This is a genomic window from Pedobacter sp. HDW13 (genome assembly GCF_011303555.1).
Lineage (GTDB): Bacteria > Bacteroidota > Bacteroidia > Sphingobacteriales > Sphingobacteriaceae > Pedobacter.
In genome coordinates this window covers 635819-650855 of record NZ_CP049868.1, presented here as the reverse complement: position 1 = coordinate 650855, position 15037 = coordinate 635819, and the positions used below count along the sequence as shown (strand labels likewise).

Annotated in this window: 8 protein-coding genes and 1 pseudogene; 4 read left to right on the top strand and 5 right to left on the bottom strand. The window is 40.2% G+C overall.

The features are described from left to right. Nucleotides 1–718: 718 nt before the first annotated feature. From G7074_RS02685 to G7074_RS27825, 3 genes and pseudogenes are all read left to right on the top strand, one after another. On the top strand, nt 719–2047 hold the full coding sequence (locus G7074_RS02685) for a rhamnogalacturonan acetylesterase (RefSeq protein WP_166206733.1): 1329 nt from the start codon (nt 719–721) through the stop codon (nt 2045–2047). A gap of 3 nt (nt 2048–2050) precedes the next feature. Then, nucleotides 2051–3539: pseudogene (locus G7074_RS27830) on the top strand (glycoside hydrolase family 127 protein); the annotation flags it as partial. Between the two features lie 57 nt (nt 3540–3596). Next, nucleotides 3597–4400: a DUF6805 domain-containing protein gene (locus G7074_RS27825; protein ID WP_370526636.1), complete on the top strand. Its 804-nt coding sequence runs from the start codon at nt 3597–3599 to the stop codon at nt 4398–4400. A gap of 288 nt (nt 4401–4688) precedes the next feature. Here G7074_RS27825 and G7074_RS02675 read toward each other — a convergent pair whose 3' ends face one another. Genes G7074_RS02675 through G7074_RS02655 form a run of 5 tightly spaced genes read right to left on the bottom strand, consistent with a single transcriptional unit; the run spans nt 4689 to nt 12107 of the window. Then, nucleotides 4689–5663: a glycoside hydrolase family 43 protein gene (locus G7074_RS02675; protein ID WP_166206730.1), complete on the bottom strand. Its 975-nt coding sequence runs from the start codon at nt 5661–5663 to the stop codon at nt 4689–4691. 2 nt (nt 5664–5665) lie between these two features. Beyond that, nucleotides 5666–6601, bottom strand: a complete 936-nt coding sequence (locus tag G7074_RS02670; RefSeq protein ID WP_166206727.1) for a glycoside hydrolase family 43 protein — start codon at nt 6599–6601, stop codon at nt 5666–5668. Between the two features lie 4 nt (nt 6602–6605). Next, on the bottom strand, nt 6606–8543 hold the full coding sequence (locus G7074_RS02665) for a glycoside hydrolase family 97 protein (RefSeq protein ID WP_166206724.1): 1938 nt from the start codon (nt 8541–8543) through the stop codon (nt 6606–6608). A gap of 6 nt (nt 8544–8549) precedes the next feature. Continuing rightward, entirely contained in the window at nt 8550–10091 is a 1542-nt protein-coding gene (locus G7074_RS02660) for an alpha-N-arabinofuranosidase (RefSeq protein ID WP_124560130.1), read from the bottom strand. 12 nt (nt 10092–10103) lie between these two features. Further along, on the bottom strand, nt 10104–12107 hold the full coding sequence (locus G7074_RS02655; protein ID WP_166206721.1) for an alpha-L-arabinofuranosidase C-terminal domain-containing protein: 2004 nt from the start codon (nt 12105–12107) through the stop codon (nt 10104–10106). 367 nt (nt 12108–12474) lie between these two features. On the opposite strand from G7074_RS02655, the gene G7074_RS02650 reads away from it, so the two are divergent. After that, on the top strand, nt 12475–14994 hold the full coding sequence (locus G7074_RS02650) for a hypothetical protein (protein WP_166206718.1): 2520 nt from the start codon (nt 12475–12477) through the stop codon (nt 14992–14994). The last annotated feature ends 43 nt before the right edge of the window (nt 14995–15037 follow it).

The window sequence follows — 15037 nt, the reverse complement described above, 5'->3', positions numbered from 1 at the left end:
GCCGGCTTTAACACGCAGCAATTCAGCTTTTTAGTGTTGAAATGAGCGTGTATGATTAATTAGACTAAGATACAAATTGGCAGCGTCAGATTTTCTGAAATGGAGCTGAATGAATGAACTGAACGATTATAAAAGACTAAAGTTTTCGTTTTAGGTTAAAATGAATTTTCTGAACAGAAAGTATATTGTTTAAATGAAATCGATGTGTTTTTAAGGTTTTTTAGGATTTGAAAGCTAAAAATTAAGCAGTTATTGATTTAATATTATCAATTGATTAATTCGTATGGTTTATTTGTTAATTGATTGCTTTATTAGTGCTTAAGCTTGCGTTTTTATAAGTTCTTAATTGTTGATTATTCTCGTTTTTGCAGATTTGTCTGTGTAGATTATGTTTTCTTTGTCATTTTTTATGACTTATATCTTGTCTGGAATTTTTATATGAAAATTCCATAAAAACACCAAGTAGTTTTAATAATACATTTATTTATTTTTAATCATTATGTGTTGAGATCCGTTTGTTAGCTTTTTCCGAAGCTATAGGTATCTATAAATATTAAAAACACTATAAATCAAAAGATCTCTGTATTAATGGTTTAATTGGAAATTGTTTTTATATATTCGTGTTATAATCGTTAATAAGACGTTTAATTTAGCCAAATTCAAATCATACTATCGTGCGCCGTGGGTTGCCATTGGTAGGTCGGTATCAATTTAAATTATGAGTATTCAGCATTTTATAAAACCATTCGTTGTTTTAGCACTATTGGCCAATCTTTCGCAGGCCCAGCAGAAAACCAGTTACAAATTTGATTTCGGTCCAGGCAAGGTTGCCAAAGGCTATACCCAGGTTTTACCTATTGATGACTACAGCAAAGAAAAGGGGTATGGATTTGATTTTGACTCAAAAGTAAGTGCTGAAGAAAATGACGGTAAAAATCTTTTAACCAGCGATTTGGTTAAAAGTGATAAACCTTTTTATTTTTCTGTGGCTTTGCCCGAAGGGAATTATAAAGTGACTGTAACCCTTGGCGACCCTAAAAATGCAGCGCTAAGCACTGTAAAAGCCGAGTCGCGCAGACTTATGCTCGAGAATATCAAAACTGCTGCCGGCCAATCGCTCAGCAAAACCTTTGTGGTGAACATTAAAGATAAAAATATTGCAGGTGGGCAGGTTGTTGGGCTAAAGCCACGCGAACTAACCAAGCTGGATTGGGACGATAAACTGACTTTAGAATTTGATCGCCAAACTGCCCTGCAAGCTATCGAAATTACCAAAGCAGAAGATCAGATAACGGTTTTTCTGGCTGGAAATTCGACGGTTGTGAATCAGGATGATGAGCCCTGGGCCTCTTGGGGGCAAATGATTCCCCGCTTTTTTAAACCCGGCGTGGCCATTGCTAACCATGCAGAATCAGGTTTAACATTAGGCTCTTTTGCAGGGAGCAGGCGTTTAGCTAAGATACTGAGCATTATGAAACCGGGCGATTACCTGTTTATAGAATTTGGGCACAACGACCAGAAAGAAAAAGGACCAAACGATGGTGCTTATAAATCGTATACCGAAAGGATAAAGACTTTCATTTCGGAAGTGAAGCAAAAGGGCGGGATCCCTGTAGTGGTAACCTCTACCAGCAGGCGGTCTTTTGGGACGGAAGGAAAAATTGTAAATTCTCTGGGCGATTTCCCCAATGCGGCTCGTAAGGTAGCTGCCGAAGAAAAAGTTGCCTTGATTGATCTGAATGCTATGACAACAACTTTATTTAATGCCCTAGGCGAAGAACCTTCTAAAAAAGCATTTGTTCATTATCCGGCCAATAGTTATCCGGGGCAGGATAAAGCACTGGCCGATAATACCCATTTTAATCCTTATGGAGCTTACGAAATTGCACAATGCATTATTTTAGGAATTAAGGAACAGAAACTGGGCATCGCGAAATACCTAGTTAATGACCTGCCGAAGTTTGATCCGGCTAAACCAGATGATGTAAACAACTGGCACTGGCCCGAAAGTCCGAAAAGTAGTGTAGTTAAACCTGATGGCAATTAACAAATGGAGAAAATGAGAATAACATTGGTATTGCTGCTTTTTTCTTCGGCGGTTACTGTTTTTGGGCAAAACGCGTTACAGCCATTTGCCTTAAGCGAAGTTAAATTATTGGAAAGCCCCTTTAAGCGGGCACAGGAAACCGATTTAAAATATATGCTGTCGCTCAATACCGACCGGCTGCTTGCTCCATATTTAAGAGAAGCTGGATTAACACCCAAAGCGCTATCGTATGGTAATTGGGAAAATACCGGTTTGGACGGTCATATCGGCGGTCATTATTTATCGGCCATTTCGTTAATGTATGCCGCTACCGGTGATGTACGTTTAAAGGAAAGATTGAATTATATGGTTGCGGAGCTTGCCAAATGCCAGAATCGAAATGATGATGGTTATCTGGCGGGTATTCCGGGAGGAAAGGAAATCTGGAAAGAAATTAAGGCTGGTAATATTAAGTCATCTAGTTTCTCACTAAATGGCAAATGGGTGCCTTTGTACAACATCCATAAAATTTATGCAGGTTTATACGATGCCTATGCGGTTGCAGGCAATGCGCAGGCCAAGCAAATGCTGGTAAAATTAACCGACTGGTGTGTTGATTTGGTGGCTAATTTATCTGATCAGCAGGTGCAGGAGCTTCTTAAGAGCGAGCATGGTGGTTTAAACGAAACTTTTGCACATGTGTATGCCATAACCGGCGATCAAAAGTATCTTAAATTAGCGAGGCGGTTTTCAGATCAGTCTATCCTTAAACCGCTTTTAAAAAATACCGATGCGCTAAATGGCTTACATGCCAATACGCAGATCCCAAAGTAATTGGTTTTGAGCAGATCGCTTTACTGGATAAAGATACTGCATGGGCTAAAGCAGCTAACTTTTTCTGGAAAACAGTTGTAGAACATCGCACCGTAGCCATTGGGGGAACAGTGTACGTGAGCATTTTCATCCGGCAAATGATTTTTCATCTATGACAGAATCGCGCGAAGGACCCGAAACCTGCAATTCTTATAACATGCTAAAGCTTACCAAACAGCTGTTTTTGGCTGCTCCCGCTAATACTTATCTCGATTATTACGAACGCACACTCTATAACCATATTCTTACTTCGCAAAGGCCGGAAGGTGGTTTTGTGTATTTTACGCCCATGCGCCCGGGGCATTACCGCACCTATTCGAGTCCGCAGGAGAGTTTTTGGTGTTGTGTAGGCTCTGGACTGGAGAACCATGGGAAATATGGCGAGCTGATTTACGCACATAACGCGAATGATGTATATGTAAACCTTTTTATTCCTTCTACCTTAAACTGGAAGGAGAAAGGCATTCAGCTTACACAGCAAACACTTTTTCCTGATGCTGAAAATACTACGCTCAAATTTAGTTTGAAAAACAAACAGCGTTTTGCTTTACATTTCCGTAAACCTGCCTGGGTAGGGCAAGAAAAAATGACGGTTATGGTGAATGGGAAAAAGGCAGCTGTAAAAAATGATGTTAACGGTTATTGCAGTATCGACCGTGTTTGGGCAAGTGGTGATGTGGTTAATATTGCCTTACCAATGAACACCACAACTGAGTTTATGCCTGATGGTTCGGATTGGGTGGCTTTTCTTCGTGGTCCGATTGTGCTTGCAGCGTCACTCGATACTTTAAGTGAACCCAATTTAACAGCCGATGATAGCAGGATGGGGCACATCGCTTCGGGCGCTTTATTTCCAATTAGCGATGCACCGCTGGTTACAGGTAGTAAAAATACTTTAGCGCAAGAAATTACGCTGACTGATCGGAACACTTTAACTTTTAGTGCTCAAAATGCGATTTATCAACCTAAATATAAATCGTTAAAGCTGGTACCGTTTTATACTTTGGCCGAAAAGCGTTACGTGGTTTATTTTCCATATAGCAGTACAACGGCATTGCCCGAACGTGCCAAAGCGATTAAATTGGCAGAAGAGGAAAAGATGATATTGGAGCAGAAAACAGTCGATTTGGTCAATACAGGCGAACAACAACCAGAGTCGGATCATCATTTCAAAGGTGAGCAAACCGATAACGGCACATATAAAGAAAGACATTTTAGAAATGGAAAAGGATGGTTCGGTTATTCACTTAAAAACAAGGATTTACTGGCTAAGAAGCTGATCTTAACTTATTACGGGAAGGATAAGAACAGAAACTTTTCGATATGGATTAATGGTGTTGCTGTTGAACACGTAAAGCTTGATGGGAGTAAAGGGGAGGCTTTTTATACACAGGAGTACGAAATTCCAAAGGCATTGCTAAAAGCAGAGCTGGAGCTGAAGTTTGTTGCGGATAGTGGCTCAACGATAGCGAATGTGTATGAAGTGAGGTTAGTGAAGTAGGTTTTGTACAATCAGATACGATCGTCTTCATTTCCTGTCCGTAGTGTTAAGCGCAGCGTCACTACGGATTAGTGAATAAGAATGAGTTTTTAAACCCAATAAAAACGAGTCGTAGACTCTTTTCTATTTATAATATCCGTAGCGCCCTTCGGAACTCTACGGACAGATTGGTTAAATCCTTTCCTGAATTTTAAAATCGATGCATATAATCCATAGAAGTCAAGTTTTTAAAAACTTGACTTCTATACTTTACTGTCGGATCAGCATTGATGTAAATGATTAAAAGATCTACTTAGCTTTCTTAATCCCTTCGCTGGTCATTACCACACGTTTCATTGTTCCATCACTGTTATAATTCAGGTAATCGATACATACCGAACGCCTAAAGCTGCCTCCATCGGTATTGATGGCGCCATTGTGGTAAATGAAATATGATTTACCTTTAAAATCAATAATAGCTTGATGGTTGGTATTCGAATTTCCGGCAATTTCATTTAAAATGCCTTTATATTCCCAGGGACCATTAATGTTTTTACTCATTGCATACACAATTTTTTCAGGGAATTGAGAGGCGTAAGACAGATAATACCATCCTTTTCTTTTGTGTACCCATGGGGCTTCGGTAAACTCGGGTACATCTACTTTCTGTATTGGCCCATCCAGTTCGATCATGTTTTTTTTCAGTTTGGCGTAATAACATTTCTGATTGCCCCAAAATAAATAAGCCTGACCGTCATCATCGATAATTACAGTTGGATCGATATCATCCCAGCTAATTTTTACATCGGTAGTCATATCATTGGTGATTAAAGCTTTTCCGATAGCATCTTTAAAAGGGCCTCTCGGATTATCGGCTACAGCTACGCCAATAGATTTGCCATGTATCGTGCCATGGGTAATGGCTACGTACCAATAAAATTTACCATCTCTTTCAATCACCTGCGAAGCCCAGGCATCGTCTTTCGCCCATGCAAAATCTTTTACATTGAGCGGCGATTTGTGTTCTTTCCAGGTAACCATATCTGCAGACGAATAACACAGCCATTCGTGCATTTCGTAAGTGTTTTTAGGCTTTGGCGGTACATCGTGCCCGGTGTAGAGGTAAACCGAATCGCCATATACAAAAGCAGCTGGATCGGCGGTGTACTTATCGGTAATAATTGGGTTGCCTTTGGCTACTATGATCTGCTCTTGTGCTTTAACTGTAAAGTAGGTAGATGCGAGCATTAAAATCAATCCGCATCTTTTAAAATTCTTTACCATACTTATTGTTTTAATAATTCTTTAAGTTCTTTTTCTTTAATGCTAAGGATGGTGCCATGCCTTAAACCTTTTGGTAGGCTGATTTTATCGGAAACATCGATCCAGTTTTTTAAATCTGTAGATTGGATTGCACCGTATTTATGATCACGGTACTTATCAAAATATACCATCCAGTTGTTGCCGGTTTTTAAGGTAGTTGGTCCTTCGGCCCAGTAATTTCCGGTAATCGGGTTTCCAGCTTTGCTGTAAGGACCAATTAACTGATCGGAATAAGCCATTTTAATGTTTTTTTGAGCTGGCTCACGGGTTTCGTCTTTTAAAAACATCACAAACTGTTTACCATCTTTAACAATAGTTGCATCAATTACATTAAAGCCGGGGTCGTAAAGAAGTTTAGTTTCTGAAAAGGTTTTAAAATCTTTAGTAGTAATATAATACATCCGGTGGTTGTAGCCACTTTCTTCTGTCGAAGCCGTTTCGTTAAACTTACCGCTAATGGTTGTGGCCCAATAAATCATGTAGGTTTTGGTCTGGCTGTCGTAGGTTATTTCAGGTGCCCAGGTATTGCGTGCGCCTGCTTCTTTTGCCATAACCGGTATAAATTGTTGCTCGCTCCAGTTGATTAAATCTTTAGAGCTGGCATAACCAATGCCTTTATCTTTCCAGCTAACCGTCCACACCATGTGAAACAGGCCATCGGCCCCACGGATAATGCATGGATCGCGCATCAACTTGTCATTACTTACAGCAGGAGTGAGGAAAGATTGATCATTTTTTAATGCTGTCCATTTATAGGCATCGGTACTGTAAGCCAGGTGAAGCCCATCTTCGCCATTGCTTTTAAAGTAAGCGAAAAGATAAATTTCCTTTTTAGCCTGTGCCTGCACATTTAAAATAGCACAAATAAGCAGTAAAGCTGTATAGAATAGTTTCTTCATGATTTTATTTCTGCGTTACAACAATTACAAAACCGCCATATGGTTTCATTTTAACAGGAGGGGGAGATTTAAGGTCGATGCCTCCGGTTATAAAATCAGTACCCTCTTCGGCATCAATAATGATTTCAGCCTCTTTTGCGTTGAATTTTGAAAAATCAAGGTTGATTAGCTTATCCGAATTTTCGCCATTTATACCGGCGATATACCATTTCGAACCTGCTTTACGTGCCATCACTACAAATTTACCAGGGTAACCATCAATAAATTTAGTGTCTTCCCAGCTTGCCGGAAAAGTTTGCAAAAATGATTTTACATAAGCTGGTACTGTCGCCATACCATTAGGCGATTCGGCCAAATGCTGAACACCTGATTGGAAAATTACAGGCAAGGCCAGTTCGAATGCAGCAGTGGTTTTACGTTTAATATTTGGGATTTTAGATAAGTTCATCGGTGTAAAGTCCATCGGATCGAATATATTCCTCGTAAATGGAATGGTAGTGGCATGCAAAGGCTCCTCGTTTGCATTGTTTTGATCGAAAGTGATAAATTCCATTCCCTTAATCGATTCCATGGTAACCAGGTTCGGGTAAGTGCGTTGCCAGCCTCTTGGCAAAGTTGCGCCATGGCAGTTAACACTTAAACCGAATTTTGCTGCATCTTCAAAAAGTTCAAGGTAATAGCGGATCATCGATTGACCATCACCTCCAAAAAAATCGACTTTTATGCCTTTGATGCCCATTTTTTGGAGCAAAGCAAATTCTTTTAAACGGTTTTCGTGTGTGGTTAATTTATTTTTTGGTGTATACTTTACGGTGTTCCAATCGCCGGCAGAGTTGTACCAAAGCAATAAACCTACATTTTTCGATTTGGCATAATCGGCCAGTTGCTGCATTTTTTCATAGCCTATTTTTGTGTCCCAATCCACATCAATCAGGCAGTATTCCCATTTCATATCAGCCGCGAAATCGATGTATTTTTTCTGTATGTCGTAAACAATCGAATTATCTTTCAACATGATCCAGCTCCAGGAAGCTTTGCCAAGTTGAAATAACTCGGGATTGATAGCTGTTTTTGCCGGAGCGGCTAAATCAGTCCCTAGAGTAGATTCGGTTACTTTTTTAAGGCTGCCAACAGCAATTACCCGCCAGGGCGTGTACCAGGGCAATGTAGATTCGGGATTTACATTTTGGTTGGTAAAAGCTTCTCTGCCGTCTGGAAAGCCCACCTGATAATTTCCTGCCGGCGAATTTTGCTTTAACCGGGTGGCGCAATAACCGCCATCTAAGCCAACTTCGGTAACCAGCAACCAGGTATTCTTATAATTAAACAACGCCGGATAAACCCAACCTGCTTGGGTGGGCGCAGGCGTTCCTACACTGATCTCTTTTTTATAATATTCTTCGTACGATGGATTAGTACTTTCCCAACCGGTTTTAGCAACCGACATGGGTTGCATCCAGGCTTTGGTACTTTCAAAGAAATGAAATGCCGTTTTTTCTTCAGTAATTTTTTTCAGTTGTGTATCTGCATCAGGAAAATAATAACGGAAAGCCACGCCATCATTTGAAACCTGAAAAATAACATCCATCTTTTGTGCCGATGCATTTTGCAGGTGTAAAATCCGCTTATTGGCCAGATATTGATTGTTTAGCCTTTTACCGTTTTTTAAAGTATAGTTATCTTTAACCAGCTCATTTTTAGAAACCGACATTACGGTAAGGTTTTTAGCAAAATCTGCATCTTCGCGTATTAAACCAAGTGATGAATTTGCCAGTACAGGAGCAGATTTTCTGCTGATGGTATAATAAGCTTGTTTATTTTTAAGAAAAACTGAAACACTTAATTCTTTATCCGGGCTTGTAATTTCGTATTTAGTTTGCGCCTTAAGCATTTGGTTAGCTGAAAACAGCAAAAATATAAGGCTTGCAATTTTATATTTCATCTTCAATTATTTTAATTCTAATACCACAACCGATTGAGCCGGTAATTCTACCTTTAAACTGTTTCCTGATTTTTTTGCGCCGTTAAACTTGGCATTATGCACTTTATTGGCATCTGTAAAACTGTTTACATCGGTTAGTTTGGCCGAAGTTAAGATCTGGCCGGTAACTGTGCTCCATTTCAAACCATCTAAAACTGTGCTTAAAGCAATTTTCTTGTTCGGATCGAGGTTAACCAACGAAATATGGATTGCACCGCTGGCATCCTGCGAGGCAGAAACGTTTAAGGCTGGAATTTTTTGGTCGCCTACAGCATAATCAGGACTGGTAAAAGCAATTGGTAAGTATTTAGCATCCTGGTGCACTTTGTACAAATCAAAAACATGGTAGGTAGGCGTGAGGATCATTTTATCCTTTTCGGTTAAAATTAAGGCTTGAAGTACATTAACAGTTTGTGCCAGATTGGCCATTTTAACACGGTCAGAATGGTTGTTAAAGATGTTTAAGGTAGTGCCGGCAATAAGTGCATCGCGTAAGCTGTTTTGCTGATATAAGAAACCAGGATTTGTGCCGGGTTCTACATCCGTCCAGATTCCCCATTCATCTACCACCAGGGCTACTTTCTTTTTCGGATCGTATTTGTCCATAATGGCTGAGTGTTTGGTTACCAGCTCTTCCATTTTTAAGCAGTTTTTCATGGTCGAGAAATACTGTGCTTCATCAAATTTGGTTGCTGATCCTTTTACACCCCAGCTGCCTGTTGGGATCGTATAATAATGCAAAGTTAGTCCCCACATCTGGTTGCCAATATTTTTCATGCAGGTTTCGGTCCAGTTGTAATCGCCCGAGTTTGCACCACTGGCAATCCTTTTTAACGGTGCACCCGGATAGTTGCGGGCATAAGTTGCATACCTGCGGTATAAATCAGAATAGTAAGCAGGAGTCATATTGCCGCCACATCCCCAGCTTTCGTTTCCTACGCCCCAAAATGTCACTTTCCATGGTTTTTCCCTTCCATTTTGGCTGCGGATAGCCGTCATTGGGCTTACTCCATCAAAATTCAGGTATTCTACCCATTTGGCCATTTCTTCAACGGTTCCGCTACCCACGTTGCCCGCTATGTAAGGTTCGCAGTCAATCATCTGGCAGAGATCTAAAAACTCGTGAGTTCCAAAGCTATTGTCCTCAGTTACGCCTCCCCAGTTGGTATTCACCATTTTTGGGCGCTGGTTTCGTGGTCCTATGCCATCACGCCAATGGTATTCATCGGCAAAGCAGCCACCGGGCCAGCGTAGGTTAGGTACTTTAATTTTCTTTAGGGCATCTACAATATCGAGTCTGATTCGCCCTTTATTTGGAATAGTTGAATTTTCATCTACCCAAAAACCATCGTAAATACAACGGCCCAAATGTTCAGAAAAATGACCGTAAATGTGTTTGCTTACAATCTGATCGCCTGCAGGTTTAATGGTTAACTGCGTTTCGTTTTGCGCCTGTGCAAAAATGGCACAACAGAGCATGGTGGCAGAGAAGAATAGTTTTTTAATCATAATCTCTTGAATCTATTGGTTAAATGGAATTTTGATAACGTTAAAAGAGTAGGGCTTTAAAGCCAGGTTCAGTTTTTTGCCTTTCAGGTTAATGGTATGCTTTTGCGGACTTACTGCTTCCGGGTTATCGAAAGAGTTGAGTTGGTTTAAATTGCTGTTGGCTATTTCCTCGTTGGTAGCCTTGTTTCTGAGTTTCAATTTTCCATCCAGGTCAAAATCTATATTTTGTGCCTGGTCTGAGTTATTGGCAATTTTAATGATCAGTTCTTTTTTGCCTTTATCAGTTACCGCAGAAGCGTATAAACCATCCTGACCGGTAATGTTTTTATCGCCCAGAGTAATGGTTACCACATCGGTGCCTTTATTGGTCGAAAAAAGTTTCTGCACATAATAATCAGGCGTGCCGTACGATTTCAGGTTATCAACCCAAATCATATCGGGAGCCCATTGCCAGGCATCGATATGAGCAAAAAGTGGGGCATAAGAAGCCATTTGCACTACATCGGCGTTGCGCTCTAAACCCGTCATTAACGATGCTGAAGCCAACGCACTTTGCCAGTTGTTTTTATTGCTGCCGGTAATATTGCCACTGGCATGTACAGCATACTCGCCCACAAAAACCTTCGATCCGTTTCTGGGATAGCTATCATATCGGCCAGCATTTTTTAAAAACCAATCGGCCGGGCGGTAATAATGTTCATCTATAAAATCGGCATTGTTGCTTCTTAAAGTATTGTTCAATAGGTTAAAGCGGTCGCCGTCAGGGTCGGTACCCGAGCTGTTGATGAGTTTAAAATCAGGATATTTGGCTTTGATGGCTTTGGTAAAAATTGCCACCCTTTCTAAATATTGTGGTCCCCAGTTTTCGTTACCCACGCCCATCATTTTTAAATTGAAAGGTTTCGGGTGTCCTAAATCAGCGCGCATTTTGCCCCATTTGGTGGTGATATCGCCATTGGCAAATTCAATAAGGTCTAAAGCATCCTGTACGTAAGGATCAAGTTCATCAAGTGAAGCCACTTCGGCCGAGTTAAACTGGCAGGCCATGCCACAGTTTAAGATCGGTAAAGCATCCGAACCAATATCTTCGGCCAGTTGAAAATATTCGAAAAAGCCCAAACCAAAGCTTTGGTAATAATCGGGTGCAGGGCGATGAGCAAACTCGGTATTCCAGCGGTTCATAATCAGCTGTCTGTTTTCGATTGGGCCAATGGTTTTCTTCCATTGGTAACGGTTGGCCAGATCTGTTCCTTCTACAATACAGCCACCTGGGAAGCGGATAAAGCCGGGTTTCATATCGGCCAGTAACTGTACCATATCTGCCCTTAAACCTTGCGGACGGTTTTTCCAGGTATCGCCGGGAAACAAGGAGATCATATCCAGATCGATATTTCCATTGCCCTGGAATAAAATAGAGAATTTGGCTTTAGGGTCGGTTTCGGTAGCAGTAAAGCTAGCCGATTGCTTTTTCCAGTCGTTCCCCGTTTGATCGGGTGTTAGGCTTCCTTGCCCAATTACCTTGTTGCTGGCATCTTTTAACAGGAGTACCAGTTTAACCCCAGGCTTAGCTTGACGGTACATAACCGAAAAATCGTAACGCAGGCCTTTTTTTACACCAATTCCTTTAAAGCCCTCGTTAACCAGTTCAAAATCGTCTGTTTGTTTTTTTACCTGTAAATACCTTGGGTTGGCGGTGTTCACCTCCTTGCGGTTTACCACCAATATTTCGCCTTCCTGTGGCCTTTTTCTTTGAATACTCCAACCCATTAAGGGTTTGGCAAACTCGAAAGAACGGTTTTTAATCAACTCGGCATAAATACCACCATCGGCACCAAAGTTAATGTCCTCGAAAAAAACTCCCCACATGTTAGGCTGCACTTTGGCAATAGCATGGTCGGTTTTTACTTTAATTACTTTTGCGGTTTGCGCTTGTACTTCGGATATGAACCCAATTCCAATTGTAGCATACGCTATGCATGCAGAAAACACACTTTTTACAGGGTAATTTAATTTCATACGGTTTAATATTTGGAAGAATCTAATCGTAAAAGTAAAATATTTAAAATAATAAACGTTAATTTAACATTTATTTTTTTGTTGCATGTCAATTTTGTTAATAAATTCTAGAATATTAGCATTCTGAATAATGATATGACGCGCGAAAATTGGTCAGGGAGTAGTAAAAGGGTTTAGTAAAGTAACTTTTTACTTGATGTTTTTAATTTATTTTCAAGAAACCCTTAAAATCTTTCTTATAACATATTGTCATCATTAAAAAGCAGGATACTACAGGATGCACGTTAAAAATATACTATTTACATTCGGCTTGGATCATTTAACCGTTGTTACTACGCTTCTGTTAAGATTCGCTAACCAATTGCACATGATGAGCCTTCGCTACGCCAATATTTCTTGTATTGATGATGTTTTTTGCAGGGCTGTTTATGCCCGAAAAGCAGTTTTATTCCATCGAAAAATTACTATGGATTTCAAAAAATATCTTTTGCTTACACTTTTAAATGTACTTGCATTTTGTGGTTTCGCGCAGCAAAAAACTGTACCTGCTATTGCTAAGCCGGGTATTAAATTGTTTTTTGAGAAATCTTATTTGCAACTAGACCGTAGTTATTACAGCACCGGCGAAACGGTTTGGTTTAGTGCCTATCTGGTTAATGGAAAAAGCACCAGCTTAACCGCTACCAGCAACAACTTATATGTTGAGCTGGTTTCTTCAAAATCAGTTGTACTCGATAGTAAAATTATCAGAATTGATGGAGGTTTGGGCAAAGGCGATTTCGAATTAAAAGATTCCATTCCTTCGGGCTGGTACAACATTAGGGCATACACCAGCTGGATGCGGAATTTTGGTAATGATTTTGTGTTTCAGAAAAGGATATATGTAAGCAATAATATTGTGGAAAACGCTTCTTATTTTACCCGCAATGCGGAGAAAAAGAACGATGTTACTGCAACAGCCGGCAAAACAAAATCAATTGCGTTTTTCCCCGAAGGCGGTTCGCTGGTTGAGGGCATAACAAGTGTGGTAGCTTTTAAAACCAATGATGAGCTTGGAAACGGACTAAAAGCAACCGGAAGCATAATCTCATCAAAAGGCGATACCATTGCCACATTTAACAGTACCGAAGCCGGAATGGGCATTTTTGCTTTAACGCCTCAACCAGACGAAAAGTACCGCGTTACCGGGCAGTATGATCAGGAAAAATTCGCAGCAACATTGCCTGTTATATTGGGTAAAGGACTTTCGCTACACGTTACTACCGATTCAGCTAATATAAAGGCAGTAATTAGTGCAAATGCACCAATTTTTACCGAATTAAAAGATAAAACCATTACTATCATGGTAAAGCATGGCGGTGATGTAATTTATTCAGGCGCTATCAAACTCATCAAGCCTACAGTTTTGGTTACTTTTCCAACCAAGGGTTTTGCAAGGGGAATTTCGGCTATCACACTCCTTGACGATCAGGGCAGGCCTAATTGCGAAAGACTCGTATTTATTCAGGGTGATGAAAATATCAATATGGCCATCACGGCTGATAAGACAACTTATAAGCCACGCGAAAAGGTAACATTAAAGGTTAAAACAAGTAATGCACTTGGCCAGCCAGTTAAAACTTCGCTCTCTTTGGCGGCTGTTGATGAAATGATTCCGGATGATGGGCAAAATATCATGGCTTATCTGCTATTGCAATCGGAAATTAAAGGGGAGGTTAAAAACGCTGCACAATATTTTGATCTAAGTAATCCATCTCGGTTAAAACAGCTCGACTTACTATTACTTACACAGGGCTGGAGAGATTATTTATGGAAAAAACTGGCCGATTCGAGTATAAAAATCAGCTACATGCCCGAACCAGGTATTACCATTAAAGGTTCGGTAAGAGAAAAGCTGGCCAATAAACCACTGGCCAATATGAACATTACTTTATTTGGTTCTAATTTTACCGGCGATAAGCTTTTTACTACCAAAACCGATCAGGAGGGAAATTATTTCCTTGATGGCTTAAAATGGTTCGGAAACCAGTCAATTAAAATTTCATCAAAAGACGATAAAGGCAAAAAAGGTGGCTGGTTGCAGATTGATACCTTAATTAAGCCCTTAAACCTGGCTTCGCTAAAAATGCCACAAACGGGTATTCCAAATCCTTTAAATGTAGAGTTGGGTAAACGCATGGATTATAACCGTACTTATAAATTTGGCGATTCCATTACCTTAAGTGAAGTGGAAATTAAAGCAGCGAAGAGTAGGCAGGTTAATCTTTTTGAAGAAACCTTAACCAGTTTTGGTTATCCGGAGCAGGTTTTTAACATTACAGCAGCCGATTACTCGTATAAAGGACTGGAACATTTTCTGTTAACCAAGGCCAATGGTGCCATGCCGGTTGATGATACCGATAGCATTGGGAATGAAGGGGTGGCTTTTATTATTGAGGGAAAAAAAGTAAGGCCCAGGATTAAAGTAAACAACCGCGAAGAGCTGGTTACCGAACGGCTCGATTATTACAGTTTAACCATGGATCAGATCAGTCAGGTAAAAGTGCAGCATTTAATTGGTCGCTCTAATAATGAAGTGTATCTCATCAGTCTGGTATTAAAAGACGAAGCGTTGCGAGGTGCGAACTTAAACCTGCTGAACGTTAACTTAAATGGCTATTACAACGCCCGCACTTTTTATTCTCCCAATTATGCTAACCCAGCGACCCAAAGCAAAGATTTAAGGACCACCATATTCTGGAACCCCGGCGTAAAAACAAACGAAAACGGAGAGGCAACTATTACTTTTCACAACAGTGATAATAAGAGCAATGTGCGTATTAAAGCCGATGGAATTACCGATAAAGGTGTAGCTGTGGCGGCCAAAGCAAGCTATAAAATTCAATAACCAATTAACATACAAACATGAACAAACTATATTTTCAATAAAA